Raw genomic sequence first — 24,545 nt, 5'->3', positions numbered from 1 at the left:
TTAAAAGTCGTTCCGGTGCTCTTTCAGGCATTGAGTGTTGCAAGGAATCAACATGTCATTTGTTACTGGTCAGCCTAAAATTGTACTGCGTTTGGAAGGGCTTTGTATCCTTCTGATTTCTTTGCTTTTCTACTCTACCTCCGGATTTAGCTGGAGCTCGTTTGGCTGGCTGTTTCTTGTGCCTGATATCGCGCTGCTAGGTTACATGTTCAACCCTGTAGTAGGCGCAGTCGCTTATAACATCACACATTCTCTACTTATCCCACTGGGATTGGCCGCTGTTGGCGTAATTCTTGGGGGATCTCTAGCTTTGTCGTTAGCCACAATCTGGATCGCGCATATCGGGTTTGATAGAGCACTGGGCTATGGGTTGAAATACGGCAGTGGCTTTACCCACACGCATCTTGGCCGAATCGGCAGGGATCGCTACAGCGAAGAGATGTAATTCGCTCAGGCATGAAAAGGAATATAAAGGAGAAGTCGATGAAAGCTGCTCTAGTGACTGGAGGCTCGAAAGGCATCGGCCTTGAAATGGTTTTGCGTTTGTTGGCCCTTGGCTATCAGGTTATCACTTGCTCGCGAAACCCAACGATCTGGCAACAGGCTGTGGCGCATTATCCCCAATTGGAATCCGTCGATTACCATGCCTTGGATATTGCTGATGAACAGGCGGTCATTCGCTTCTTCGGCACTATCGACGCGCGGTATGGGAAACTGGATGTCGCGGTGAATAATGCTTCACCAGCATTGGCATCGCGCGGTGCGTATGAGACTGTCGCCGACTACCTGCTCAAAGATACGCTCAATCAGGATTTTTGGGCACAAGCGTTATGCCTGAAGTATGAACTTGGCTTGATGTCTTCCGGTGCCTCGATTGTGAATATCAGCTCAGTCAATGGCCTGAGACCAACGCCAAATGCAGCCATGTACAGTGCCGCCAAGCATGCTCTGGAAGGGCTGACTCGTTCGTTGGCTCTGGAAAATATTGCCCAAGGCATCCGTATCAACGCCGTTGCACCAGGTGTTACCTGGACGCCAAGATGGGATGAACGCCAGTTAGAAGTCCCCTCAATACGTGACGATGTATCTGCAGTGGTACCGATGGAACGTTTTGCCCGACCTGATGAAATCGTCGACGCCGTTGAGTTTTTAATTTCAGCAAAAGCGAGTTATATCGTCGGGCATACTTTGGTGGTCGATGGTGGTTTGTCGCTCGCTTAACAAAGGCCATCGTGTTGCTGGGTATCATAGTGGCCTATACATCAGCCAATTGCTTGCAATGATAGAATCCATTTACCAAAACATGTGGGATAACTTCAGTGAAGCCGTTCGTGATGAGCGGTATGTTCAGGATCCTTATCTCAAAGACAAAGCCGATACACGTCGGGGTATCACTGCGCTCGCCTATTTGCAGCCCAACAGCCCGTTAGTGACAGCAAATATCGACGAGTTTTTGCATCAGGTCCGAAAGCTGGAACCAGAGCAATATTTCTATCCGCAAAACGAACTTCATTTAACCCTGCTGTCGGTCATCTCTTGTGAAGCGGGTTTTCAGTTGTCGGATATCGACATTGACCACTATGCGGATGTGTTTCTGCAAGCTTTAAGTCACGTTGAGCCGATAGAAATTGAATTTCGCGGAGTCGGTGCTTCGCCGGAATGTATCGTGATTCAGGGGTACCCCATCGGACATGGGTTGAGTCAATTGCGCGATCAATTGAGGAGTGGTTTTAAAAAATCAGGACTAAGAACGAGCGTCGATAGCCGCTATAAGTTGGTCACCGCACATGCCAGCGCAGTACGCTTCCGTTCGCCTATGAATGATGCTAAAGCGCTGCGTAAACTGTGTCAGCAGTTTCGCCAACATTCATTTGGCAGATTGAACGTATCGGCCTGTGAGCTGGTGTTTAATAATTGGTATCAACAGCGGGCCGTCACCCAATTATTGGCGCAATGTTCGCTGTCTTATCCAGTTAGTGTCGAAAAATAGCTCAATCAACCTATTTGATCGATCCTGCGCGCCACTTTTGCGTAAGAAGAAGGTTTATGGAAATCGCAGCGTGGGAGTTCGGGCGTGAATATTTTTATTCTGGATGACGATATTAAGTTATGTGCGCAATATCATTGCGATCAACACGTCGTCAAAATGATTCTGGAAAGCGTACAATTGCTATGTACAGCTTTGAATAAAAAGGGTTTTGAGACACCTTACAAGTCAACTCACGTGAAACATCCTTGTGTTTTGTGGGTTGAAGAATCTTACGATAATTTTCTCTGGTTGACCGAGCTAGTACGTGAATTGAATACAGAGTATAAGTTTCGTTACGATAAATCGGTAGACCACAAATCTATGGCAGTATTGGAGCTGATTCAGCAGCACACGTATCCATTGATTGGGCTGACCGAGTTTGCTCAAGCGATGCCGGATGAATACAAAATCCGTGGCGATGCGGTCAGTGCCTACCGACGTTTTTATCTCGCTGAGAAAATGGGTTTTGCCCGCTGGACAAAACGCGAGGTACCAGCGTGGTTGACGGCTCAAACGGTTTAATCTGCCTCTAGCGCGAACTAAGCGGCCAAGTTGGCCGTTTCTTGTGCATGGAACGGTAAACGCATTTAACACAATGAAGGAGCATTTATGACCCCCGATCAACAGGCATTGCTGGATGAATACTTTGCGACATTGTCGTCATCACAAAAAGAAGCCATTCCACAGGTCTCGGCGGAATATTTCTGCGCGGATGAATACAACGCGAACGAGTGCGCTCGCCTAATAAATGACGATGTTAAACGCGCTTCATGTAGCCTGAAAGCGGGCTATGATGCCGACAGTGAACCATTGCCAGAAGTTGGACGCATAACGGTTGTTCTCAATTGGCAGCAGGAGCCCGTGTGTATTATTCGCCTCAACAAAGTCGAAGTGATGCCCTTCAATCAAATCAGTGCGGAATTCGCTGCGCTTGAAGGTGAGGGAGATGGTACGTACGCGTGGTGGCGTGCAGTTCACATCGATTTCTTTACGCAGTACGCTCAGGAAGTTGGCGTGGCGTTCAACGAAGAGTCTGATATCGTTCTCGAGTACTTTGAGAAAGTGTTTCCACTTAAATAGTCTGAATCAAGGTTTTCATCAGTGATGGGAGAGATCCAGCATGAAACGAATTAATGTCGTTGGGACCAGCGGAAGTGGCAAATCGACGTTTGGCCGTCAACTTAGCCAGCAGATCTGCGCGCCTTACATCGAGATGGATGCCTTATTCTGGCAACCCAACTGGGAAGAAACACCGGATGCAGAGTTCTTCGTTCGCGTTGAACAGGCGTTAAGTGGCGATGCATGGGTGCTGGATGGTAATTACAATCGCACTGTACCAGTCAAGTGGCAGCGGGTGGATACCGTCATCTGGCTGGATTACTCATTTACGCGCACCACTTGCCAGGCGATAAAGCGGGCCGTATCACGTAGCTTGTCTGGCCGTGAATTGTGGCCCGGGACAGGGAACCGGGAGTCGCTGCGTAAAAGTTTCTTCAGCCGTGATTCCATCGTGTGGTGGACGCTAAAGACTTACTACAAAAATCGTCAGCGTTATTTGACGATGATGCAAGACGCTGACTTTAGTCACATACGCTTTATTCATCTACGCAATCCCCGTCAAGCGGCGCAATTATTGAAAAGCTCTGACGTACGCTGAACATTCATCGGACTTTGGTTGGTTAAAGTTTTCAATATCAAATATCGATATAAAACTCACTAATGAGTAAGGTCCGATGAAAAACTATCTTTTGATTGCCGCAGTGTCGTTTACCTTGTTTGGCTGCCAGCTTACCCGTGTGGAAGGTCGTGTTGATGATGTTGACGTGAAAGTCAGATCAAGCGATTCACACGATGGTGATTATGGCCGTTTCTGTCCTCCGGGGCAGGCCAAAAAGGGCAACTGCTAACATGCCCGATTAAACTGAAAAAGCCAGCGTTTATCGTCTGGCTTTTTTTCTATTCTGGTGGCATGGTGTAGGCATTATAACGAAACGTTAATGCTGGATTATCAGGAAGTTAATATGTCAGTGACCATCACCACCACACCAACGGAAGCCGAAATAGAGATCATCCGAAATGGCTTACGCGAACACAATTTTCCGCATTTAGGTCATGTGTACCGTACCGATATTGCCTGTTTCACGGAAGATGAACACGGTGTCAAAACGGGAGGGCTTTATGGTGAAATTTTTGGCCATTGGCTCATGGTTAAGTTTCTTTGGGTCGATAAAAACCGCAAAGGTCGTGGACTGGGCAGTGATCTGCTGCTGCAGGCTGAGGCGTTTGCCCGTGAGAAAGGATGCCAGGCTTGTCTGCTTGATACGTTCAGTTTTCAAGCCAAACCGTTTTATGAAAAACTGGGTTACGAAGTGCAGATGATCCTGCACGATCATCCGGTGTCCACTGAACGCTATTATCTGACCAAATCGCTGGTTTAATCGCTATGGCAAGCACTGAATCCGAATCGGCTGTTCCGTCTCCCTGTATCCGTAACTGCTGCCTGGACGACAACGATGTGTGTCTGGGCTGTTTTCGTACGCTAGAAGAAATTCTTGCCTGGACACGATCAAGCGAGCCTGAAAAGGCGGAGATTCTATTGCGCTGTGCTGCCAGAAAACGCGCCAAATTCAACCGCCGTTGAAATATGCCACTATGCGCTCAAGCCTTGCAGTGACTGGTCTGTCAACTTATGAACGAGGGATCGCTGGTCTATACTTACCGGGTACAAACAGGAGGTAAGTATGCCTAAATATGTTATTGAACGGGATCTTGCGGGGGCGGGTAGCCTGACGCAGGACGATCTCAGAGCGATTTCACAGAAATCATGTAACGTGTTGGAAGTTTTAGGCCCGAAAATTCAGTGGGTTGAGAGCTACGTGACGCCGGATAAAGTGTATTGTGTGTACATTGCGCCTGATGAAGCGCTGATTCGCAAGCATGCGGAGATGGGAGAGTTTCCGGTCAGTGCAATCTACCCGGTGAATGCGGTGATTGACCCTACCAGTGCGGAAGCCTGAAAAAACAGCGACTCATGTTGTGTAATGAGTCGCTGCTATTGAATCATCCATGAAAACCTTACTCCTGTTGGTGTGTTCCGGTTTAGCGCCGATACCATGGACTCCCTGAGAGAGTACCAAGCTCGTTGAGCGTAGAACTGTGTACTCTGTTAATCGTTATTTACAATCATTCCCCAAAGGCAACAAACCCACTTCATCATTATGAGTTGATGACGAGATTGTTGTTCTCATCCGTGTACAGGCACGCCTGATTACGTTGGATAAGCTGAACGGCATACGAAGGCGACACAGCGTGCAGCTGGCCTTTAATATGAAGTGCTGGTGATTCCCAGGCTTCATCTTTGTACATGCCGGTTTGAGTATACTGAATCATTACTTTCATGGAACTTCCTCACATAATTATCATTATTTGCTTTTTTAAAATATGGCGAGAAATTGAGTTGTGCATCTGTTAAAAATGAAACATTATTTTTACCAATTAGCCGTCGCTCATTTATCCGGAGTGGGTGATGATGACGTGCTACTCACTTTCTTTGGTGCTTGGGCGGCATGCCCGATGACCGATACCGCGCTTTACTCTTACCTATAGGAAATATGTATGGACTACCCAATAGAAGCGTCATGTCAGTGTGGCCAAGTGAGCTACAAACTTCACGCCGCGCCGAAAAAAGTGATTGCCTGCCATTGTCAGGAGTGCCAGAAGCTTTCGACGGCACCGTTTAGTGTGACTGCTATGATTCCCGCCGATGCGATTGAATTCAGCGGCGAAATGATCAAATGGGGACGTATTGCCGCCAGCGGTAATTTGAATGACGGTTATTCCTGCAGCACCTGTGGCAACCGTATTTACCAGTTCAACCCTGCGCAACCAGAGATCATCAAGCTCAAACTTAAACCTGTAGGCTTAAAAGACGACACGCTGTTTGAACCTTCGGCGCACGTCTGGATAAGTGAAAAACTGAGTTGGGTGGTGTTACCGGAAGGTGTGCCAACGTTTGACAAACAAGCTTGAGTCATGCCTCCTGATCCCCAGTTAACATACGAGGCGGGCCGAATAGCCTGCCTCGAAACGGAACGCCTTATTCTTCGTCAATGGCGTGACAGTGATTTCCCTGCCTTCGCTAAGATCAACGCTGATGTCCTGGTAATGAAACATTTCCCTGCCGTTTTGAGTCAGGCTGAGAGTGATGCTCTGGCGAAGCGAATTCAATCTTTGATTGCCGAAAATGGTTGGGGATTCTGGGCAGTCGAGTACAAAGAAACGGGCGATTTTCTCGGCTTTGTCGGTTTGCATCGGCAAGCAGAAACCAGCGCTCTGCCATTTGCGCCTTGTGTCGAAATTGGCTGGCGTCTGGCCTCACCTTGCTGGGGGCAGGGCATCGCAACCGAAGCCGCGAGGGCTGCACTCCACTTTGCCTTTGCTGTGCTTGACCTGAGGCAAGTGTTGGCATTCACTGCTTTAACTAATCAGCCATCGCAACGAGTGATGAGCAAATTGGGTATGCAAAACTGTCACGCAGATTTCCTTCATCCCGCCTTACCCGAAGGCCATCCGCTACAGTGCCATTGCCTTTACCACATTACCCGCGAACAATGGCTCACGGCCAGTTAGATCGATTCAGCGAGGTTTCAATGAATATCAAAGCATTTTCCGAACTCACCGGGTTGAGTACCTATACACTGCGCTATTACGAAAAAATAGGCCTGCTGAAAAATGTCCAGCGGACACCGAGCGGACGCCGTGTTTACACCAGTAAAGAAGTCGACTGGGTACGGTTTATTGTCCGTTTAAAAGAGACCGGAATGCCACTGGGTGACATTTTGCAGTATGCAGAGCTACGAGCTTGTGGCACAGTAAGTCATTCGGAACGTCAGCAACTGCTTGAAGAACATCGAAAACAACTCAAAGCCCATCTGGACACTCAACTGAGCCATCTCCAAGCGCTGGACAGAAAAATCGAATGGTATAAAGCGCAGGAAATCCATTGACTTAGAGTGCACTCTAACTTGTAAGGTTCTTTTGTTCATTTAACAGGAGAATCGAAATGACACACTCTCGTTTTACGGCCGGCCTGGCCAAACTCAATGAAATCGATGGTGACGCGGGTCAGAAAGTGATGGAAAGCCTGCAGGGTATCTGTCCTGATTTGGCGCGCTTTACGGTGGAATACCCGTTTGGCGACATCTACAGCCGGGAAGGGCTGGATCTTAAGTCGCGTGAAATTGCCACCGTCGCGGCGCTGACTGCTTTGGGCAATTGCACACCACAGTTAAAAGTGCATCTTAACGCCGCACTCAATGTCGGTTGCACTGAAGATGAACTTAAGGAAGTGATACTGCAAATGTCGGTTTATGCCGGGTTTCCCGCAGCATTGAACGGGATGTTTGCCTTTAAAGAGGTGCTGGCGGAACGATAACCCATGTACACGCGAGCAGCACAGCCATCATTCAAAGGAAGGAAATATGATCAAACAAGTCGGCCCAACGGTTATTCGGGAAAAACATCGTGCAACCTGCCATTGCGGCGCTGTCGAGTTGGAACTCAGCTTGCCTGATGGCATTGTGGATCCACGCCGTTGCGATTGTTCTATTTGTCGCCGTAAAGGGGCCATTGTGGCATCGGTGACACTGGATGCGATACGCATTGTGAAAGGGCAGGAAGCGCTGCGTCTCTATCAGTTCAATACTCAAACCGCGAAGCACTATTTTTGTTCGGTTTGTGGTATTTACACGCATCATCAGCGTCGCTCCAATCCCCATCAGTATGGTTACAACGTTGGTTGTCTGGAAGGGGTTAATCCTTTTGATTTGGGTGACGTTGTCACGAATGATGGTGTCAATCATCCTGCCGATCGTTAAAATATTTGTCAGCAAAACAGTAATCGCCATCGTCAGTGGCAAAGGAACAGACAGAAATGGATATTCGAAGTGTATTGGGATCATTGCTGGTGGTGTTGATTTGGGGACTGAATTTCTCGGTCATCAAATTTGGCCTTGAAGAATTACCGCCCATCATGTTTTCAGGATTGCGATTCTTGATTGTCGCGATTCCGGCCGTGTTTTTTATTCCCTTCCCGAAAACGTCGATATGGAATGTCATTGGTGTAGGGGTGTTCCTCGGCGTGTTGAAATTCAGCTTCCTGTTCGTCGCGATGAAAAGTGATGCCTCAGCGGGTATCTCATCGCTGCTGCTTCAAGCGCAGGTGATTTTCACTGTGCTTCTCAGTGTGCTGTTACTTAAAGAAAAGATCACCAAAGCACAGTTTTTCGGGATTGCGATCGCGGCGATCGGTTTTAGCCTGTTTTTCTTTACCGCTAACGGCAACGTAACACTGACTGGCGTGACACTGATTTTATGCGCGGCCTTGTTCTGGTCGATTTCCAACCTGATCATGAAACGGATTAAAAACGTCAATCTGCTGCATTTCATGGTTTGGGCGAGTTTGGTTCCGCCACTACCGCTGTTTGCTATCTCGTATCTGGTCGAAACTCGTGACCCGCTGGCAGTACTGGCTGCGACCAGTGTGCAGGCCTGGTGGTCAGTGATTTACGTTGGTTACATTTCTACTTTGGTGGCGTTCGCCATCTGGGGTTGGCTGTTGAATCATTACCCGTCCGCATCGGTGACACCTTTTGCGCTGTTGATCCCGGTGGTGGGGATGGTAAGTTCCAGCTTGTTGCTGGATGAAACCATGAGTCACTTGGAAGTGATGGGAGCGGTTCTGATTTTATGCGGATTATCGGTATCGGTACTCGGCGGCATGGTGATAAAAATGCTTGCCCGGCGTGCTCCGAAGGCTGCGCTCAGTAAGTCGGAATAACACAAACAAAAAAACGGAAGGCCAAGCCTTCCGTTTTTCTTATCTGCAATGATTATAGCGCTTCTAGAATCGCTTCAACTTTGCTCACTTCAAACGATTTTGGCGCTTCTACGTTCAGAGTCGTCACAACGCCGTCTTCAATGATCATCGCGTAACGTTGTGAGCGTACGCCGCCAAAGCCAGCGGTGTCCATTTCCAGACCCAGTGCTTTCGTGAAACTTGCATCGCCGTCTGCCAGCATCATCAGTTCAGATGCGTTTTGCGCTTCGCCCCAAGCTTTCATGACGAATGCATCGTTTACCGCAACACAGGCGATGATGTCGACGCCTTTTTCTTTCAGTTTGTCTGCTTGAACGACGTAACCTGGTAGGTGTGCTTCTGAACAGGTTGGCGTGAAGGCACCTGGTACAGCAAACAGTACCACTTTTTTGCCGGCAAACAGTTCTTTAACGTTGTGGTTAACCATACCGTCTTTCGTTAGCTGGCTCAGTGTACCTTCTGGCAGGTGTTGTCCTTGTTCGATCATGATGATTCCTTAATTTGGATAGGAGTGAATGGGATAAGACTCTATCCACAGTCTAGTCCCAAATGGGCGATCTAAAAACAGAGAAACCTTGGGGATATTGAGATATTTCTGCTTTCGCAGGTTGTACGCTGCTTAAAGCAGCGTTATGTTGGTAACCGTCTGACATTAAACAGTTATCACAGGGAGTGACGCATGCAGGTGGAATACTTTTCCGAACGTCAAATCAGCGTTGATCAATTCATCACGCTGCTGAATGAAACATCGTTGGGCCCTCGCCGGCCAATGGAAGATCGCGAGTGTATTGAAGGTATGCTGAACCACTGTGATTTACTCGTGACCGCCTGGATGGGTGACAGGTTGGTGGGCGTTGCTCGTTCGGTAACAGATTTCTGTTATTGCTGCTATCTGTCTGACCTGGCAGTTTCTGAACAGGTTCAGGCTCAGGGTATTGGCAAAGGGCTCATTCGACATACTTTCGCTGCGCTTAAACCTGGTTGCCGAGTCATTCTGCTGGCTGCGCCGCAAGCGGTGGATTATTACCCGAAGATTGGCTTCACCCAACATGGCAGCGCGTGGACGATGCTGTCGGCCGAGGAACTCAAATAATCCGGAGGAGCCATGAAAACGGACTATGATGCCATTGCCGAGGATTGGAATCGGCTTCGCACGCATTTACCTGCGCCTGACCTTGCGCTGTTTGAACTGTTTCGCTGTTACATCCCGCCCCAAGGCCGAGTATTAGACTTGGGGTGTGGTCATGGTATTCCCATTGCGGCAATGATGACTGAGCGCAGCTTTACCCTGACGGGCGTTGATCGTTCTGAGCGGCTGTTAAGCCTTGCTCGAAGAGCTATGCCACAACAGGAATGGATTCAGAGTGAACTCGAATCGTTTGAGCCCGCAGGTCATTATCACGGCGTCATTATCTGGGACAGTATGTTCCACCTGCCACGCCATGAACATCTGACCTTGCTGGGTAAAGTCTTTGAAGCCTTGGAACCCGAAGGTGTGGTGATTTTGTCGAGCGGTGGTAGCGATACGGATCTGCCGCCTTTTACCGATATCATGTTAGGGCATGAATTCTTCTATGATGCTTTCCCGGTTCCGGTGTTGCTGCGCCATTGCCGGGAAATGGGTTTTCGGATTCTGCGCCATGAACTGGTCAACGAACCGGATGGCGGCAGAGACAAAGGAAGATTGGGTGTTGTGTTGCAAAAATCGGCAACTCGCTGATTTTTAAATATGCACATCACTGCTTAAAGCGTATGCAGTTTGGTAATCTGACGGTGTAAGGTCTAGTGTTATCGAGGTGGGTGCGAACCGAAAAACAAAATCATCGTCGTCATGCGAGCTTCGCACCTGAGTCTTTTGTCTCGGTGGGGAGATCGAGCATGGATAAGAAATTCGTTACAAGCAGTTTGGGTTACGCGATTTTGGGGATGCTGTTGGGTATTTACATGGCTGCTTCGCACAATCACGGTCAGTTAGTCACTCATGCTCACATTATGCTGGCAGGGTTTGTGGTGTCGTTCATTTATGGCTTATGCCACAAGTTGTGGCTAACCAACGGCGACACTTCGCTGGCAAAAGTGCAGTTTTGGATCCATCAAGTAGGTGTCTTGATCATGGTTGTTGGCTTATTCCTGCTTTACGGCCAGTTTATTGCCATGGAAGTGTTGGACCCGATTCTGGCACTTTCTTCCATTCTGGTGCTGGTGGGAATGGTTCTGATGAAAGTCCTGTTTATTCGTTCAAAATCAGCCTGATGTGGCTTTCTCCCCGGTCACTTGCGTGAACCGTGAGCCACCGGGGTTATTTTAACTTTCTGTTTACGTTAGAGTATTCATTGTGATTCATAGTGAAAGGACTCTAACGTGCTGACTCTTCAACCGATGCAACCGCAACATCTCACTCAGGTTGCAGAACTTCATGTGGCCGATGAACAAGTGAAGTTTGTCGGTACGATTGACGAAATTCTGGTCAACATCGATGACAAAATTCATCCGCACCTGATGTTGGCGGATGGCCAAGTGGTGGGCTTTTTTCTCATCGATACCCTCTATAGTCAACAATACGATTTTGCTGGTAGCCATCATCTCGGTTTGCGAGCTTTCTTTGTCTCTCAACAAGCGCAGGGGAATGGATATGGTAAACAGGCGGCCCGGTTACTGAAAGAGTATTTGCAGCGCCTTTATCCTCAGTTTCATCGCATTTATCTCACGGTGAATTGTAAAAACCCCGGTGCGCGCCACTGCTATCTTGGCGGCGGATTCGAAGACACTGGTGAGTTGTATCTCGGTGGTGCAGCAGGGCCGCAACACATTATGCAGCTTGACCTGTCGTGACAACGGCAGGTCACTCTCTTTTTCTTCAGTAGTAATAAGTTGTCAGCGTATATACTTTTAATTCAACCTTGAGGAGCGTGGCATGTATCAAAGTGTTCTGACTTTCTGGTTCAACGAGCTGACCCCTGAGATGTGGTGGAAAAAGGATGTTTCGCTCGACGATCAAATTCGTGACCGTTTTACACCGTTGCATGAGCAAGCGGTAAAAGGCGAGCTGTTTCATTGGCGACAATGCCCGCAAGGTGCGTTGGCTGAAGTCATCGTGCTCGATCAGTTCTCGCGTAATATTTTTCGCGATACGCCCAAAGCGTTTGCACAGGATCCGCAGGCGCTGACGCTTGCGCAGTTTGCGATTGAAAAGGGCTTTCACAAGCAACTGACTAAAAGTGAGCAGGTGTTCCTTTACCTGCCATTCATGCACAGCGAATCGCGTTTGATTCATGCCGCCGCCATGGATCTCTATAGCGAGCTTGGCGAGCAAGTGAATCTTGATTTTGAAATGCAACATAAAGCGATCATTGAACGCTTTGGTCGCTATCCGCATCGCAATGCGATTTTAGGCCGGCAATCGACCGCAGAGGAGCTGGAATTTCTCAAGCTGCCAAACTCTGCGTTCTAGTCAACCAGTTCACAACGACAAGTTTCTTAAACAAGTAAGGTCAGGATGATGAAAAAGTCAGTAACGCTAGGTTTGATTACGTTAATGAGCATGAATGCGCTGCCTGCATTCGCTCAGGAGAGCAATTCGGTGGGTAAGCTACAAAGCTGTTTGACCGATTCAATGAATGGGCGTGAGCGTAAAGAATTGGCGAAATGGGTGTTCTTCGCCATGGCATCTCATTATGAGATCAAATCCTACGCTAATGTCACTGCGGGCGATAAAGATCAGTCGAGCCAGTATATGGGCAAACTGGTGACCCGCTTGCTGGCGCAAGATTGTTATGAACAGACTAAGCTTGCCTACAGCGAATATGGTCCGGCAGCGATTCAACAGGCGTTCAGTGTGGTTGGCGAGGTCGCATTCTCTGAACTGATGGGCGATCAGAACGTACAAAGCTACATGGGTGCGTTCGAGAAATATCTCGATCAGGAAAAACTGCACACGCTGAGTGAGTAAAAACATGAGCGTGATGAATGCTCGAGTGAGGAGGGGGGAATCATGACGTCTATTTACTTGTTCGACTGGGGAGATACCCTCATGGTCGATAATCCATCTCAGACGGGAAAAATGTGTGACTGGCCAAGTGTTGAAGCTACTCCTCAAGCGCTGGAAGCGCTGCGAATGCTCAGCCTGCATGCCGAAATTTACATTGCTACCAATGCGGATGATTCAAGTGAAGAAGACATTCAAAGAGCGTTTGCGCGTGTCGGGCTGGATGAATTCATTCAGGGCTATTTTTGCAAACAGACGCTTGGCATTGCCAAAGGTACGCCAGAATTTTTTGAACGGATTTTGGACCGCTTGGATGCCATTGCAGCTGACGTCACCATGGTGGGTGATACCCTAGATAAAGATGTGTTCCCCGCACTCGATGCTGGCATGCAGGCCATCTGGTATAACCCTTCTCATCAGATGGCGGACAAGCCGTACTCTGGTGCGATGATCCATTCGTTGGCAGAACTGATAGAAGAGTAGGAACTCGCTATGCTCGGTAAACACAATACTGGCCTTATCGTGGTCGACATTCAGGGCCGATTAGCGCAAATCGTTCAACACAGTGATGCTCTGATTCACAACGTGAAAGCGCTGATACAGGGCGCACAGATTCTGGAATTGCCAATCATCTGGCTGGAGCAAAATCCGCACAAGCTCGGAGAAACGCATCCGGAATTGTGTGAACTGTTGTTGCGTAGTTCACAACCCATTGAAAAATTTCACTTTGGTGCAGGAAAAGAAACGGCTTTTGTGGACGCGATCAACCGCACCGGGGCCACAAACTGGCTGGTGTGTGGTATCGAAGCGCACATTTGTGTTTACCAGACCGTTTGCGGATTGCTCGCGGATGGCTTGCACGTTGAAGTGGTGCAGGACTGCGTCTCCTCACGTGCTGAAGCCAACTTAGCGCTGGGGCTGCACAAAATGGCCCAACTCGGTGCGCACCTTACTTCAGTGGAAATGTGTCTTTATGAGCTGGTGGAAGATTGTCGCGCTGCGGAGTTTAAACCTATATTGCAGCTGATTAAGTAAACCGAGATTCGCATTGACGTCACGTGGATTGCCATGAAGAATGTGGCCTTCATATCGTAAAAGCAAGGACACAGCAGGCAATGGAGATTGCAGTCGATAATTTACAAGGTTCAGGCGTTGTTCGTCTGTTGGAAGAACATCTGGCGGACATGTACGCCACATCACCACCAGAAAGTGTACACGCTCTGGATGTCGAAGCGCTCAAACACCCTTCAATTACCTTTTGGGCAGCGAAAGATGACGGTGAAGTGCTCGGCTGTGTTGCGCTGAAAGAGTTGGACGCGCAGCATGGGGAAATCAAATCGATGCGAACCTCATCGGTGGCCCGTAATCGCGGTGTGGCATCGCAGCTTTTATCACATTTGATCAACGAAGCTAAGGTTCGTGGTTATCAAAAATTGAGCCTGGAAACCGGGTCTGAAACGTTTTTTATTCCGGCGCGTACGCTGTATGAGAAAAACGGCTTTCGCTACTGCGAGCCTTTTGCCAATTACCAACCAGACCCAAACAGCAAGTTCATGACGCGTGATCTGGTCGATAAATAAGGGTGAGAAGGCTGCAACTACTGCAGCCTTTTTGTTAAGGTGCCTTATTGCTAGGAAGCGCGTTTCCTGAACTATCCCGTTGTACACACTGAGCAGCGTTTGATCGCCTTGGTGTGATAGGAGCCTTCATTCATGAGTCAATCTCATTTTTCGGGTCGTTATGAAGTGGAGTTGAAATATCGCATCGCTTCTAAAGCCCAGTTTCTTAAACGGTTAAGCCAGATCCCGCATGACATTATGCTGGAAGACAATTACGAGCGTGATGACTATTTCGATACGCCGCAACGTACTTTGCGTGAGCAGAGTAAAGCGCTGTGCATTCGTGACATGCAGCCATCCGGTAACCGCTTGTGGATTGTAAAAGGGCCGGGTGATGACCGCTGTCAGGCAACCAATATTACTGATGTCGAAGCCGCGAAAAGCATGCTCGTCACCTTGGGTTATGAATGTGTGTTAACGATGCAAAAGACTCGCAGTATCTATTTTGTCGGCGATTTTCACATTACGGTCGATGTCCTGCCGGGAATCGGAGAATTTGCCGAGTTCGCCATTATGACGGATGACGACAGCGCGCTTGAACAATACCGTGCGCAGCTCCTCGAACTGGCTGCGACGTTTGGATTAACGGAGCAGCAGCGCGAGCATCATTCCTACCGTACGCTGTTTGAGCTCCATCATAATACCAAGGCATCCTAATTCAGTTGGAAGGATGCCGTATCAGGGAAGAGTATGAATAAAGTTGTGATTGTGACTGGCGGAAGCCGGGGTATTGGAGCGGCAACGTCTAAGTTGCTCGCAAAACAAGGGTATGCGGTGTGTGTCAACTACCGTGCGAATCAGGCCAGTGCCGATCAAGTGGTGGGTGCCATTACCGACATGGGCGGTCGCGCGTTTGCCATGCAGGCCGATGTAGCCAATGAGCAGGAGGTCGAAGCGCTTTTCGCTGCTACTGAGCAACGTTTTGGCGTGGTGACGCATCTGGTCAATAATGCGGGCATATTGGATAAGCAGAGCCGATTGGCAGACATGAGCCTCGAACGGTTTAACCATGTGATGAACACGAATGTGACCAGCTGCTTTTTATGTTGCCGGGAAGCTCTTAAACAGATGCCTTCTGGTGGCGCGATTGTGAACGTCTCTTCTGCGGCTTCACGCAGCGGCGCACCATTCGAATATGTTGACTATGCTGCATCGAAAGGCGCGATGGACTCATTGACCAAAGGGTTGTCGCTGGAAGTGGCCGAACAGGGCATCCGCGTGAATGGCGTCCGTCCGGGCTTTATCTATACGGAGATGCATGCCGACGGCGGCGAACCGGGACGCGTGGATCGGCTGGCGCCTAACATTCCATTGAAACGGGGCGGTACTTCGGAAGAAGTCGCGAATGCTATCGCGTGGTTGCTGTCAGAGGAAGCCTCGTATGTGACCGGATCGTTTATTGATCTTGCCGGTGGGCGTTAATCGTCAAATGTGATTGCCTGATAGGCCTTCAGAATGGGCGCGACTTTGTCGGGCGTACTCTGTTGCATGCGGGCATAGTGTGCCAGCAACTTGGCATGATAGCGTTTGGCTAGCTCGCGCTGCTGATCGGATTGCTGCCAGATCTGTTCTCCGACCTTGCTCAAGCTACGATGTTGATGCGTTTGAGAACGAGTCACTACGTGCAGCACTTCGTAATAACGGCCGTTCTCTTCCAGCAAGGTTTCGCTGATGCACTGCGCGCCTAATTCCTGTAACAGAGAGCGCAAGGTGTATGTGTGATGGACCGGACACAGCAGAAACTCGATCGTCGTATTCGGATGAGCATGAATAATCGCTTTAACCAACTCTGACATTAAATCTCCGCCAACGCCGGCGATGATCACCAGATGCTTTCCCTCATGTTGAGCAAGAGGCAAAGTGCCGACATCCTGGCAATGTATCTGCCAGTCAAACCCGGCTTGACGCGGAAAATAGCGCTCCAGACGCTGGTGCAGTAAATCCATCAAGTCCGGCACTATATCGACGAAATGCACTTGCGTGGCCGCCTGACGTTTTAGCAACGTCATGCCCAAAAATCCGTGGTCACAACAGCAGTCCCAGATGTGGTCATAGTGTTGTGTGACGAGGCTATCAAGGGTTTGCAGGCGTTTACTCAGTTTCATTCGTTTACAGCAAAGTCGTTAAAGAGGCGCTATTGTAGAGACTAAGCGCAGCTTGGCGAAGCATTTTCAGCAAAAGGGCCATTCTCAAGTACGGATACATGGCCGAAGAAAAGGACGATTTATCACGTGAACATTCTCCCGATCACTTCGCATCAAGCTCACTTGCTGGTGCCCATTTTTTCAGAGCTCGAACGTTACTATTTTGGTCAGGATGCGGCGAGCGAATGCGATATTCTTGATTATCTGCAACACGGTCTGTTCGCTGATCATTCCGGAGTCCGCTTGGTTGCGGCCAGTGTAAATGATCAGATAGTTGGTTTTGCCACGTACACCATTATGTATCCCGCGCCGCGTTTGTCCGGGCAGATGTATATGAAAGATTTGTTTGTATCGCAGCAGGCGCGAGGGCTCGGTGTGGGCGAGCAGTTGATGAAATACCTTGCCAGAGAAGCGCTGGATAAACAGTGTTTGCGCCTCGACTGGACCGCGGAAACCACCAACCCGGGTGCGGCGGCGTTTTATCAGAAAATTCATGCCGCCCAAGTGGCGGAAAAACAGTATTTTCGCTTTGAAGGTGATGCGCTCAAGGCGTTTGCCAAGGCATAAACACGCGGGGTGAGTTAAGGAGAACAACCATGATCAAGATACACGGGCTGGACCACATAGTGCTGCGCACTACCAAACTGGATCAGATGCTGCATTTTTATCAAACCATACTGGGCTGTCAGCTTGAACGGGAATTGCCGCAGGGGCTCACACAGCTTCGTGCGGGCAATGCGCTGATCGATATCGTGACCGTAGATAGCGAGCTCGGGCAACTGGGCGGTAAAGCGCCTGAGCAGGACGGACGCAATGTCGATCATTTTTGCTTGCAGATTACGCCAGTCGATGAAGGGGAACTGACGGCCTTTCTCGATGGTCACAATATTCCGCATTCGGATTTCGCCAAGCGTTATGGCGCGCAAGGTTTTGGGCGCTCAGTATACCTTGATGATCCCGAAGGCAATGTCGTGGAGCTGAAGCCCTACGTAGACAATTAAACAAAAACCATTCTGCCAACGTCAAAGGAGTTCCCATTGAAGGATTATCAGGCTTATCTGTTCGATATGGATGGCACATTAGTGAATTCAGAACCGTTGAAAGGTCAGGCGCTAGCACTGGCTTGCCAGGAGTACGGACAGACTGTCGACCATAATATTTACAAGCAGGTAATGGGAGAAAACTGGCCAACGGTGACCGGACACTTTTTTCGCCATACCGGTATTTCTCCCGATTTAGCCGAATTCAACCGTCATTTTCGAACTCACTACGAGCGCCTGCTTAATGGAGCGTTAACCCTGACTCCGGGCGCGAAGAACTACATAGCCGAACTGAAACGACAGCATAAACGCTGCGCAGTGGTCAGTTCTGCGGCGACATGGATGGTGGAGCGTATTCTGTCATCGCTGGATTTAGCCGATGCGTTTGATTTGGTCATTACTCAGGAGCATGTCACCCAACACAAGCCGCATCCTGAAGCTTACCTGCTGGCATTAAAAAGGCTCAATGTTGCAGCAAAAGACGCGCTGGTATTCGAAGATTCTACAGCAGGCATTGAGGCTGGCTGCGCAAGCGGCTGCGACGTGATTGCAATTCAACACGAGTTTAACCGCCACAACGATCTGAGTCGTGCGCTCATGTCTATCCGCGATTTTGCTGCTTTGTTACCACAACCCGTGGAGCAGAGATAAGCCGAGCGCTGGTCAAACGGGTTGCGGCCACATAGGTGGCGCGTTATGTTTGTAGTCAAATCATCAACAAGGAAGTCAACGTCATGAGCCAGGATCTCAAAGCCTCATCGCAACGCGTGCAGGATTTTCTTTCCCGCCATGGGCAGCAATTTGTGGTCAGGCAAATGCCTGCCTCAACCCGTACGGCGGCGGAAGCAGCAGAAACGGTCGGTTGCACGATTGGTCAAATCGCAAAGTCGCTGATCTTCAAAAACAAAGCGACAGGTGAACCGGTACTGATCGTTGCGTCTGGTGCGAACATGGTGTGTACACGCAAAGTGGAGCAAGCCACGGGCATTAAGTTGAGCAAAGCGGACGCTGATTTTGTGCGTGAGAAAGTCGGCTATGCGATCGGTGGCGTTCCGCCAGTTGCCCATCATGCGCAAGTGACCACCATACTTGACCCGGCGCTCAAACTTTATGACGCCATTTGGGCGGCGGCTGGCACGCCGAACTCCTTGTTTGAACTACACTCAAGCGAACTGGAACAGTTGACTCAGGGCACCTGGGTTGAACTGGCAAAGTAATCCAAAACACAGTGTAAGGAGGCGTTATGAGTTTTCAACGACACGGCATTTCCATTGGGTTAGATAGGGTAGATGAGCAGTTTTTCGTGGTCATCAAGGCCGTAGGAACCCTGACTCATCAAGACTATGAAATTATGACACCCATGCTTGATGCGGCGCTGGTAAAAGTGAATGAACCGAAAGTCAAAGTGTTGTTTGATGCTACTGAGCTGGAAGGCTGGGAGCTGCGTGCCGCGTGGGACGATTTTAAGCTGGGTCTCAAGCACGGCTCTGACTTCGATAAGATCGCGCTGTATGGTAAGCCCGGTTGGCAAGAGTTAGCGGCCAAGATTGGCAGTTGGTTTATCTCCGGTGAAATTCGCTTTTTTGATGATTATGCTCAAGCGTTGGAATGGCTGGAATAATATATGCAGATCAGCCATTTAGATCATTGGGTGCTGACGGTCGCGGACATTGAGGCGACCGTTGCATTCTACAGTGAGATTCTGGGTATGACGCCGGTCACTTTTGGTGAAGGACGTCGCGCACTCAGTTTTGGTAATCAGAAAATTAATCTCCATCTGTTGGGGGCGGAATTTGAACCCAAAGCTCGCACAGTTCAGGCCGGAAGCGCAGACCTGTGCTTTATCACTCACACGCCGCTTGATATGGTTATTGTCACCTTGCAAGAGCATGCTATTGAGATTGAAGAAGGTCCGGTCACCCGTACTGGTGCTGTCGGGCCTATTCGCTCGGTGTATGTGCGCGATCCGGATGGAAACCTGATTGAGCTGTCTAATTATCCGTTTGTCACTAGTGAGTAAAAGTGTTTTGAAATTTCGACCTCGTCTGTGGTGTTTAGTTCTGGCTTTCATGACGATGCCAGTGTTGAGTGCCACATTGGAAACGCCGCATTATGTGGTGGAAGTGACTTCGCAGTGTGAAGAAGGCAATGTTTCCTGTGACAATGTCACGTATGTAGGCCAAGCCAAAGAAAGCGGAAAGCTAATCGCGCTTAAAGGCGAAACGCTGCACATGATGTGTAAGGATGGTAAAACACCTTGTCGCTTTCTGGGGTATCACTTCTTCAACGGTAATACCGAATACCAAGTACTGGAAAATGGCATCTTGCGCGTCGTGCAGGATTCAAAAGTTATTCTCGAAGAGAGAGGTCAATGGAGACACTAACTCAGGCGCTGGGCTCAAACGTAGAAGCGTTGCTGGCGATTGCGCAGCGCAAAAGCGATATCGACCAATCCAGTGATTGGTTTCAGGGCGCTCAGACCTATCTGCATGAAATTCAATCCGAGCTGCAGGAAGTTGAAGAAGAGATCCCTCACGAGCGACGCTGCTATCTGGAAGAAGAACTCGGAGATGTTCTTTGGGATTACCTCAATTTGCTGCTGGCGCTGGAAAAAGAGAGTGAGATCAAACTGGAAAGTGTGATTGCCCGTGCATGCAAAAAATATGAGCAGCGCATCAGCGCGATTGAACAGGGCATCCGTTGGGACGAAGTCAAAGCACAGCAGAAAGTGGCATTGCAGACAGAGCAGCAGGCGTGGAATGCACATAAAGCCCGCGTACAAAATAGTTAAGCGTCAGCACTGCATATTATGAGAGAGACACAAGGAATGTGTAAAAAGCAATTTTGGGCTAATCCCTATCAAACCGAACATTTAACCAGAGTCAGCTGGGTCGAAGGCTCACAGGTTGAACTGGAAGAAACCATTTTCTATGCAGAATCTGGTGGTCAGGAAAGCGACAGCGGCACCATTGCTGGCATTGCGGTGACAAAGGCTGAAAAACAGGGGCGAACCATTCGTTATACCCTGGATCAAGATGCCGCGTTTGGTGTGGGCGAAGAGGTGTGGGTTCAAATCGACTGGCCGCGTCGTTATCAACTAATGAAGTTACATTTCGCCGCTGAAGTGGTGTTGGAATTGTTCTACCAGAAATTTTCAGAAGTTGAGAAAATCGGCGCGCACATCTCACAGGATAAGAGTCGCATCGATTTCTATTGGCCAGAGAGCATCGCGCCTTTGCTGCCAGAACTTACAGAGCAAGCGAACAAGATCATCGCGCAAGATTCACCGATCATCAGTGCGTTTTCCGATGAAACCGAAGAGCGCCGTTACTGGCAAGTTGAGGGGTTTGCTAAAGTGCCGTGTGGCGGTACCCATCTGAAAAGCACGGGCGAAGTCGGCGGCATTCGTCTCAAGCGGAAGAATATTGGCGGAGGTAAAGAGCGAGTAGAAATTTACCTTGCATAGCCTTTGAATTCTCACAGAGTGATAATTTGGTTTTTACATCCGGTTGCATAATCCTATATTGACCCTTTGTACATGCGATACGCGTTTTCTGTGTCACCGTGTTGTCGGGCTTGCCCCGCTGGCATGATAGAAAACAACGCGTATGGGATGAAAGATCAGTTGTAAGGGATTATCCATGGTCGCTCTGTTTTTCAAATGCTTACTTGGCGCGTTTGCGGTTTTGCTGATTGCGCTGCTGTCTAAAAGTAAAAGCTTTTTCATTTCCGGTTTAGTGCCACTGTTTCCTACTTTTGCGTTGATTGCGCATTATATTGTCGGCAGCGAACGGACGATGGAGGAGCTGCGCGTTACGGCACTGTTTGGCCTTTATTCGCTGATTCCATATGCTGCCTATCTGCTCTCCGTGTACTATTTCAGTTACAAATATAATCTGGTGTGGACGCTGAGTTTGGCGACACTGGTTTGGGTGGCATTCGCCGCTGTGCTCTTGTTGAGCTGGAGTCGTTTTCATCCGAGTATGGCGTAAAGTCAGCCCAGGCATCATCGAAGAAGGAAGTCAAAATGGAAGTGTTTGAATGTGTGTCGTTTTTGCTGGTTAAGAATGGTCAGATGCTGCTGGAAAAGCGCTCTGCCGCGAAAACGCATGATCCAAACATCGTCGCGATTCCGGGCGGGCATATTGAACTGGGGGAAAACCAGACCGATGCGCTGCTTCGCGAGCTTGATGAAGAACTGGCCGTTTCCCCACAAAAATCGGTATACCTCTGTTCTCTGTATCACCCGACCGGAGAGTTACAGCTTCTGCATTATTACGTGATTCCGCAATGGAGCGGCGATATAGCCTGTCATGAGGCGGATGAAGTCTTCTGGGCGAATATTGATCCAAATGCGGTGGAAACTGACGCCGACAAGCTGGCGGTTATGGAATATCAGCGCTTGTATGCCAGTGGCGTGCTTGGCTAAGCCTGGTGCACGGCATAGCATAAAAATTGGTTAACATTTCATCGTTTTATGCGTATGGTTGAATTTCTGCGCGGTCAGGATAAACCGCATAAGATGGCATCGTTAGTTGTACTGGCATGATGCAGCAACCCTAATTTATTAACTCAGGAAAAGGAGTTTCCTATGTCGATTGAAACCTGGATGGTTTACGCCCTGGCTGTGCTGATTTTAACTGCATCTCCTGGGCCGAGTTCTCTGTTGTGCATGACTAAAGGTGTGGTCTCTGGTTGGCGTCGTGCATTCGCGACCGCATTAGGCAGCCTGACGGCCATTACGGGAATCATGACTCTGTCGTTTACTGGTCTTGGCGTCCTTATCGCTTCATCAGAAATCATCTTTAATGTGGTGAAATGGCTGGGCGCGGCTTATCTGGCATACCTTGGTTTAAAAGCACTGACCTCAAAACAAGATCACTATGAAATGACCAATGGCGAGAGCAGTCAGGTTGCGGGCTATCGTTCCCATTACGTGAGTGGTTTTATCGTCGGAGCCAGCAACCCCAAAGCCATTCTGTTTTTCACCGCCTTGTTCCCTCAATTTATTGACACGCAAGCAGAGCTGTTTTCCCAGTATGCCATTTTTGCCTCGACTTTCATGATCATGGAGCTGTCGTGGTTGTGCTTTTATGCCTATCTGGGCGCGAAATCTTCCACCTGGATTCTGGCCAAAGGACGCGCCAAGCTGTTTAACCGCCTGACTGGCGGCGTATTTGTAGGCGCTGGCGCGTGGCTATCTACCGTATCGAGAACTTAAGCAACAGGAGAAATGCATGTCGCAGTATGGCGCAACCGTCAAATGGCAACGTCAGCCGGACGAAGTGTTCAGTGATAATCAGTACAGTCGTGGTCACGAATGGCAATTTGATGGTGGCGTTACCGTCCCGGCTTCGGCATCTCCTCACATTGTGCCGCTACCACTCTCAGTGGAAGCCAACGTCGATCCGGAAGAAGCGATGGTTGCGGCATTGTCGAGTTGCCATATGTTGGTGTTTTTGTCGATTGCAGCCAAGAAACGTTATGTGATCGAATCCTACGAAGATAATGCAGTCGGAACACTTGAACCGAATGAACAGGGTAAAGTGGCATTGACCAAAGTGGTGTTAAAGCCAAAAGTGGTCTTCTCTGGCGACAAGCAACCTAATCTTGAAATGCTGGAAAAAATGCATCATCAGTCGCATGAAAACTGCTTTATTGCGAATTCCGTCAAAACTGAAGTCACGACGCAAATCGTACTGTAACTGCAAGGAAGTAAGGATGCAGGTTGTACAAGCTACATCTTCGGATTTAAGCGCGGTGGCGGAACTGTTTGATGCTTACCGCCAGTTCTACAATCAACCCGCCAACCTCAGCGCCGCGCGCGATTTTATCGCGCAGCGGTTAGATGCGCGGGACTCGGTGATTTTCGTGGTGCAACACGACAGCAAGCTGCTCGGATTTGCCCAGTTGTATCCATCCTTTTCATCGGTGGCGATGAAAAGGATGTGGTATCTGAACGATCTGTTTGTTTCCTCTGCGGCGCGTCGTCAGGGTGTTGCTGGATTATTGCTCACACATATTCGTCACTATGCCAAAGAGACGCAGGCGCTCACAGTAAAACTGGCGACTGCGGTCGATAATGAACAGGCGAAAGCGCTGTATGAATCCCACGGCTATGTGAAGGTGACAGCATTCGACCACTACACACAACGTGTCGAATAGATAACAAATAAGGGTTCAGGGATGAATATCGCGATTTATATTTATGATGACGCTGAAGTGCTCGATTTTTCCGGGCCGTTTGAGGTGCTCAGTACAGCAAAACGTTTAGCAGGCAATGATTGGAATGTCTTTTTCGTGGCGCAACATGACACCTTGGTCAAGGCGCGCGGTGGGTATTTGGTGAATCCCCATTATTGCTTCCAGAATCATCCACCGATTGATGTTTTGATTGTGGTTGGTGGTGTACACACCGCAGAACTGGAAAAGACTGAGGTGCTCGATTGGATTCGCGGCGCTGCAAGAGAGACCAAAGAAGTGGCTTCTGTGTGCACCGGGGCCTTTTTGCTCGCGCAGGCTGGTGTTTTAACTGACCAGCCAGTGACCACGCACTGGGAAGACATCGCTGATTTTAGAGCGATGTTTCCGGCGCTTGATGTGCAGGAAAAGGTGCGTTGGGTTCGCAGCGGCAATATTACGACGTCGGCCGGGATTTCTGCCGGCATTGATATGAGTTTGTATCTGGTGTCAGTACTTGACTCAATGTCTTTGGCAGAACGTACCGCAAGACAAATGGAATACGATTGGAATAAAACTCAACAATGAAGGATCGCCTAAGGTGAATTATGCTTGTTGAGAGAAGGTTAAAGTCATTTGAAAGTACATTCAGATGATTGCACAAAGATTCA

General features: G+C 49.1%; 45 protein-coding genes. 42 read left to right on the top strand and 3 right to left on the bottom strand.

Annotated features, from left to right (window positions below):
• Nucleotides 1-52: 52 nt before the first annotated feature.
• From DYA43_RS22455 to DYA43_RS22415, 10 genes are all read left to right on the top strand, one after another.
• Nucleotides 53-445, top strand: a complete 393-nt coding sequence (locus DYA43_RS22455) for a DUF4260 domain-containing protein (RefSeq protein WP_061055743.1) — start codon at nucleotides 53-55, stop codon at nucleotides 443-445.
• A gap of 38 nt (nucleotides 446-483) precedes the next feature.
• The gene (locus tag DYA43_RS22450; protein WP_061055742.1) at nucleotides 484-1,221 is read left to right on the top strand and encodes an SDR family NAD(P)-dependent oxidoreductase; all 738 of its coding nucleotides are present in this window, start codon (nucleotides 484-486) and stop codon (nucleotides 1,219-1,221) included.
• Between the two features lie 58 nt (nucleotides 1,222-1,279).
• Complete coding sequence (locus DYA43_RS22445; protein ID WP_061056085.1) at nucleotides 1,280-1,990, top strand: 2'-5' RNA ligase family protein; 711 nt, start codon at nucleotides 1,280-1,282, stop codon at nucleotides 1,988-1,990.
• An 84-nt stretch (nucleotides 1,991-2,074) separates the two neighbouring features.
• Nucleotides 2,075-2,551, top strand: a complete 477-nt coding sequence (locus DYA43_RS22440) for a pyrimidine dimer DNA glycosylase/endonuclease V (RefSeq protein WP_061055741.1) — start codon at nucleotides 2,075-2,077, stop codon at nucleotides 2,549-2,551.
• A gap of 87 nt (nucleotides 2,552-2,638) precedes the next feature.
• The gene (locus DYA43_RS22435) at nucleotides 2,639-3,109 is read left to right on the top strand and encodes an ASCH domain-containing protein (protein ID WP_061055740.1); all 471 of its coding nucleotides are present in this window, start codon (nucleotides 2,639-2,641) and stop codon (nucleotides 3,107-3,109) included.
• 40 nt (nucleotides 3,110-3,149) lie between these two features.
• Nucleotides 3,150-3,686, top strand: coding sequence for a P-loop NTPase family protein (locus tag DYA43_RS22430; protein ID WP_020328386.1), 537 nt, complete (start codon nucleotides 3,150-3,152; stop codon nucleotides 3,684-3,686).
• Between the two features lie 76 nt (nucleotides 3,687-3,762).
• Nucleotides 3,763-3,936, top strand: coding sequence for a hypothetical protein (locus DYA43_RS23015; protein ID WP_020328387.1), 174 nt, complete (start codon nucleotides 3,763-3,765; stop codon nucleotides 3,934-3,936).
• A 114-nt stretch (nucleotides 3,937-4,050) separates the two neighbouring features.
• A complete protein-coding gene (locus tag DYA43_RS22425) occupies nucleotides 4,051-4,467 on the top strand; it encodes a GNAT family N-acetyltransferase (RefSeq protein ID WP_024374542.1) in 417 nt (138 codons plus the stop codon).
• A gap of 5 nt (nucleotides 4,468-4,472) precedes the next feature.
• Nucleotides 4,473-4,670, top strand: coding sequence for a DUF1289 domain-containing protein (locus DYA43_RS22420; RefSeq protein ID WP_020328389.1), 198 nt, complete (start codon nucleotides 4,473-4,475; stop codon nucleotides 4,668-4,670).
• Nucleotides 4,671-4,770: 100 nt separating this feature from the next.
• The gene (locus tag DYA43_RS22415) at nucleotides 4,771-5,046 is read left to right on the top strand and encodes a DUF4242 domain-containing protein (protein ID WP_020328390.1); all 276 of its coding nucleotides are present in this window, start codon (nucleotides 4,771-4,773) and stop codon (nucleotides 5,044-5,046) included.
• 199 nt (nucleotides 5,047-5,245) lie between these two features.
• Here DYA43_RS22415 and DYA43_RS22410 read toward each other — a convergent pair whose 3' ends face one another.
• The gene (locus DYA43_RS22410; RefSeq protein WP_020328392.1) at nucleotides 5,246-5,428 is read right to left on the bottom strand and encodes a hypothetical protein; all 183 of its coding nucleotides are present in this window, start codon (nucleotides 5,426-5,428) and stop codon (nucleotides 5,246-5,248) included.
• A gap of 216 nt (nucleotides 5,429-5,644) precedes the next feature.
• Here DYA43_RS22410 and DYA43_RS22405 point away from each other — a divergent pair, with 216 nt between their 5' ends.
• Genes DYA43_RS22405 through DYA43_RS22380 form a run of 6 tightly spaced genes read left to right on the top strand, consistent with a single transcriptional unit; the run spans nucleotide 5,645 to nucleotide 8,867 of the window.
• Complete coding sequence (locus DYA43_RS22405; RefSeq protein ID WP_024374543.1) at nucleotides 5,645-6,058, top strand: GFA family protein; 414 nt, start codon at nucleotides 5,645-5,647, stop codon at nucleotides 6,056-6,058.
• A gap of 3 nt (nucleotides 6,059-6,061) precedes the next feature.
• Nucleotides 6,062-6,658 carry a GNAT family N-acetyltransferase gene (locus DYA43_RS22400; protein WP_061055739.1) on the top strand — a complete coding sequence of 199 codons (597 nt, stop codon included), beginning with the start codon at nucleotides 6,062-6,064 and terminating at the stop codon, nucleotides 6,656-6,658.
• Nucleotides 6,659-6,678: 20 nt separating this feature from the next.
• On the top strand, nucleotides 6,679-7,035 hold the full coding sequence (locus tag DYA43_RS22395; protein ID WP_020328396.1) for a MerR family transcriptional regulator: 357 nt from the start codon (nucleotides 6,679-6,681) through the stop codon (nucleotides 7,033-7,035).
• Nucleotides 7,036-7,091: 56 nt separating this feature from the next.
• Nucleotides 7,092-7,463: a carboxymuconolactone decarboxylase family protein gene (locus DYA43_RS22390; RefSeq protein ID WP_024374545.1), complete on the top strand. Its 372-nt coding sequence runs from the start codon at nucleotides 7,092-7,094 to the stop codon at nucleotides 7,461-7,463.
• Between the two features lie 46 nt (nucleotides 7,464-7,509).
• Nucleotides 7,510-7,905, top strand: coding sequence for a GFA family protein (locus tag DYA43_RS22385; RefSeq protein ID WP_020328398.1), 396 nt, complete (start codon nucleotides 7,510-7,512; stop codon nucleotides 7,903-7,905).
• Between the two features lie 56 nt (nucleotides 7,906-7,961).
• The gene (locus DYA43_RS22380; RefSeq protein WP_061055738.1) at nucleotides 7,962-8,867 is read left to right on the top strand and encodes an EamA family transporter; all 906 of its coding nucleotides are present in this window, start codon (nucleotides 7,962-7,964) and stop codon (nucleotides 8,865-8,867) included.
• Nucleotides 8,868-8,919: 52 nt separating this feature from the next.
• Here the strand turns inward: DYA43_RS22380 and DYA43_RS22375 are convergent, their stop codons facing one another.
• Nucleotides 8,920-9,393: a peroxiredoxin gene (locus tag DYA43_RS22375; protein ID WP_020328400.1), complete on the bottom strand. Its 474-nt coding sequence runs from the start codon at nucleotides 9,391-9,393 to the stop codon at nucleotides 8,920-8,922.
• Between the two features lie 192 nt (nucleotides 9,394-9,585).
• Between DYA43_RS22375 and DYA43_RS22370 the strand changes: the two genes are divergently transcribed.
• The 11 genes from DYA43_RS22370 to DYA43_RS22320 all read left to right on the top strand — a co-directional run bounded on the left by DYA43_RS22370 (nucleotide 9,586) and on the right by DYA43_RS22320 (nucleotide 15,932).
• Nucleotides 9,586-9,999 carry a GNAT family N-acetyltransferase gene (locus DYA43_RS22370; protein ID WP_061055737.1) on the top strand — a complete coding sequence of 138 codons (414 nt, stop codon included), beginning with the start codon at nucleotides 9,586-9,588 and terminating at the stop codon, nucleotides 9,997-9,999.
• 12 nt (nucleotides 10,000-10,011) lie between these two features.
• Nucleotides 10,012-10,626: a class I SAM-dependent methyltransferase gene (locus tag DYA43_RS22365; RefSeq protein ID WP_061055736.1), complete on the top strand. Its 615-nt coding sequence runs from the start codon at nucleotides 10,012-10,014 to the stop codon at nucleotides 10,624-10,626.
• Between the two features lie 158 nt (nucleotides 10,627-10,784).
• The gene (locus tag DYA43_RS22360; protein WP_020328403.1) at nucleotides 10,785-11,159 is read left to right on the top strand and encodes a hypothetical protein; all 375 of its coding nucleotides are present in this window, start codon (nucleotides 10,785-10,787) and stop codon (nucleotides 11,157-11,159) included.
• Nucleotides 11,160-11,267: 108 nt separating this feature from the next.
• A complete protein-coding gene (locus DYA43_RS22355; protein WP_024374548.1) occupies nucleotides 11,268-11,738 on the top strand; it encodes a GNAT family N-acetyltransferase in 471 nt (156 codons plus the stop codon).
• 82 nt (nucleotides 11,739-11,820) lie between these two features.
• Complete coding sequence (locus tag DYA43_RS22350; RefSeq protein ID WP_024374549.1) at nucleotides 11,821-12,357, top strand: DUF924 family protein; 537 nt, start codon at nucleotides 11,821-11,823, stop codon at nucleotides 12,355-12,357.
• Nucleotides 12,358-12,405: 48 nt separating this feature from the next.
• Nucleotides 12,406-12,855, top strand: coding sequence for a hypothetical protein (locus tag DYA43_RS22345; RefSeq protein ID WP_038127497.1), 450 nt, complete (start codon nucleotides 12,406-12,408; stop codon nucleotides 12,853-12,855).
• Nucleotides 12,856-12,897: 42 nt separating this feature from the next.
• Nucleotides 12,898-13,374 (top strand): HAD family hydrolase, encoded by a 477-nt coding sequence (locus DYA43_RS22340; RefSeq protein WP_020328407.1) that lies wholly within the window; start codon nucleotides 12,898-12,900, stop codon nucleotides 13,372-13,374.
• A 9-nt stretch (nucleotides 13,375-13,383) separates the two neighbouring features.
• Nucleotides 13,384-13,926 (top strand): isochorismatase family protein, encoded by a 543-nt coding sequence (locus DYA43_RS22335; RefSeq protein ID WP_061055735.1) that lies wholly within the window; start codon nucleotides 13,384-13,386, stop codon nucleotides 13,924-13,926.
• An 80-nt stretch (nucleotides 13,927-14,006) separates the two neighbouring features.
• Entirely contained in the window at nucleotides 14,007-14,471 is a 465-nt protein-coding gene (locus DYA43_RS22330) for a GNAT family N-acetyltransferase (protein WP_061055734.1), read from the top strand.
• A 132-nt stretch (nucleotides 14,472-14,603) separates the two neighbouring features.
• Complete coding sequence (cyaB, locus tag DYA43_RS22325) at nucleotides 14,604-15,167, top strand: class IV adenylate cyclase (protein ID WP_061055733.1); 564 nt, start codon at nucleotides 14,604-14,606, stop codon at nucleotides 15,165-15,167.
• A 33-nt stretch (nucleotides 15,168-15,200) separates the two neighbouring features.
• Nucleotides 15,201-15,932, top strand: coding sequence for a glucose 1-dehydrogenase (locus DYA43_RS22320; RefSeq protein WP_061055732.1), 732 nt, complete (start codon nucleotides 15,201-15,203; stop codon nucleotides 15,930-15,932).
• On the opposite strand, the gene DYA43_RS22315 is transcribed toward DYA43_RS22320, so the two are convergent.
• Complete coding sequence (locus tag DYA43_RS22315; RefSeq protein ID WP_061055731.1) at nucleotides 15,929-16,615, bottom strand: tRNA (adenine(22)-N(1))-methyltransferase; 687 nt, start codon at nucleotides 16,613-16,615, stop codon at nucleotides 15,929-15,931. The two genes, DYA43_RS22320 and DYA43_RS22315, sit on opposite strands and share 4 nt — an antisense overlap.
• A 126-nt stretch (nucleotides 16,616-16,741) precedes the next feature.
• Between DYA43_RS22315 and DYA43_RS22310 the strand changes: the two genes are divergently transcribed.
• The 15 genes from DYA43_RS22310 (at nucleotide 16,742) to DYA43_RS22240 (ending at nucleotide 24,462) form a co-directional block, all read left to right on the top strand.
• The gene (locus DYA43_RS22310; RefSeq protein ID WP_061055730.1) at nucleotides 16,742-17,221 is read left to right on the top strand and encodes a GNAT family N-acetyltransferase; all 480 of its coding nucleotides are present in this window, start codon (nucleotides 16,742-16,744) and stop codon (nucleotides 17,219-17,221) included.
• 29 nt (nucleotides 17,222-17,250) lie between these two features.
• Nucleotides 17,251-17,655, top strand: coding sequence for a VOC family protein (locus tag DYA43_RS22305; RefSeq protein WP_020328415.1), 405 nt, complete (start codon nucleotides 17,251-17,253; stop codon nucleotides 17,653-17,655).
• A gap of 36 nt (nucleotides 17,656-17,691) precedes the next feature.
• The gene (locus tag DYA43_RS22300; RefSeq protein WP_061055729.1) at nucleotides 17,692-18,345 is read left to right on the top strand and encodes an HAD family hydrolase; all 654 of its coding nucleotides are present in this window, start codon (nucleotides 17,692-17,694) and stop codon (nucleotides 18,343-18,345) included.
• Between the two features lie 83 nt (nucleotides 18,346-18,428).
• Complete coding sequence (locus DYA43_RS22295) at nucleotides 18,429-18,911, top strand: YbaK/EbsC family protein (RefSeq protein ID WP_061055728.1); 483 nt, start codon at nucleotides 18,429-18,431, stop codon at nucleotides 18,909-18,911.
• A gap of 26 nt (nucleotides 18,912-18,937) precedes the next feature.
• The gene (locus tag DYA43_RS22290) at nucleotides 18,938-19,315 is read left to right on the top strand and encodes a SpoIIAA family protein (protein WP_020328418.1); all 378 of its coding nucleotides are present in this window, start codon (nucleotides 18,938-18,940) and stop codon (nucleotides 19,313-19,315) included.
• 3 nt (nucleotides 19,316-19,318) lie between these two features.
• Nucleotides 19,319-19,714: a VOC family protein gene (locus DYA43_RS22285; RefSeq protein ID WP_061055727.1), complete on the top strand. Its 396-nt coding sequence runs from the start codon at nucleotides 19,319-19,321 to the stop codon at nucleotides 19,712-19,714.
• Nucleotides 19,715-19,721: 7 nt separating this feature from the next.
• A complete protein-coding gene (locus DYA43_RS22280) occupies nucleotides 19,722-20,078 on the top strand; it encodes a hypothetical protein (RefSeq protein ID WP_061056084.1) in 357 nt (118 codons plus the stop codon).
• The gene (locus tag DYA43_RS22275; RefSeq protein ID WP_061055726.1) at nucleotides 20,066-20,485 is read left to right on the top strand and encodes a MazG nucleotide pyrophosphohydrolase domain-containing protein; all 420 of its coding nucleotides are present in this window, start codon (nucleotides 20,066-20,068) and stop codon (nucleotides 20,483-20,485) included. Before DYA43_RS22280 ends, DYA43_RS22275 begins: the two co-directional genes overlap by 13 nt.
• 36 nt (nucleotides 20,486-20,521) lie before the next feature.
• Complete coding sequence (locus tag DYA43_RS22270) at nucleotides 20,522-21,160, top strand: alanine--tRNA ligase-related protein (protein WP_061055725.1); 639 nt, start codon at nucleotides 20,522-20,524, stop codon at nucleotides 21,158-21,160.
• Between the two features lie 175 nt (nucleotides 21,161-21,335).
• A complete protein-coding gene (locus tag DYA43_RS22265) occupies nucleotides 21,336-21,686 on the top strand; it encodes a GlpM family protein (protein ID WP_020432717.1) in 351 nt (116 codons plus the stop codon).
• Nucleotides 21,687-21,721: 35 nt separating this feature from the next.
• On the top strand, nucleotides 21,722-22,123 hold the full coding sequence (locus DYA43_RS22260) for an NUDIX hydrolase (RefSeq protein WP_020432716.1): 402 nt from the start codon (nucleotides 21,722-21,724) through the stop codon (nucleotides 22,121-22,123).
• Between the two features lie 162 nt (nucleotides 22,124-22,285).
• On the top strand, nucleotides 22,286-22,915 hold the full coding sequence (locus tag DYA43_RS22255; protein ID WP_061055724.1) for a LysE family translocator: 630 nt from the start codon (nucleotides 22,286-22,288) through the stop codon (nucleotides 22,913-22,915).
• Between the two features lie 16 nt (nucleotides 22,916-22,931).
• Nucleotides 22,932-23,399: an OsmC family protein gene (locus DYA43_RS22250; RefSeq protein ID WP_024375194.1), complete on the top strand. Its 468-nt coding sequence runs from the start codon at nucleotides 22,932-22,934 to the stop codon at nucleotides 23,397-23,399.
• A 16-nt stretch (nucleotides 23,400-23,415) separates the two neighbouring features.
• Nucleotides 23,416-23,859 (top strand): GNAT family N-acetyltransferase, encoded by a 444-nt coding sequence (locus tag DYA43_RS22245; RefSeq protein ID WP_024375193.1) that lies wholly within the window; start codon nucleotides 23,416-23,418, stop codon nucleotides 23,857-23,859.
• Between the two features lie 21 nt (nucleotides 23,860-23,880).
• Complete coding sequence (locus tag DYA43_RS22240; protein WP_061055723.1) at nucleotides 23,881-24,462, top strand: DJ-1/PfpI family protein; 582 nt, start codon at nucleotides 23,881-23,883, stop codon at nucleotides 24,460-24,462.
• Nucleotides 24,463-24,545: the final 83 nt, after the last annotated feature.

It is taken from the genome of Vibrio fluvialis (assembly GCF_900460245.1).
Taxonomy (GTDB): Bacteria; Pseudomonadota; Gammaproteobacteria; order Enterobacterales; family Vibrionaceae; genus Vibrio; species Vibrio fluvialis.
This window is presented reverse-complemented; position numbering and strand designations above follow the sequence as displayed.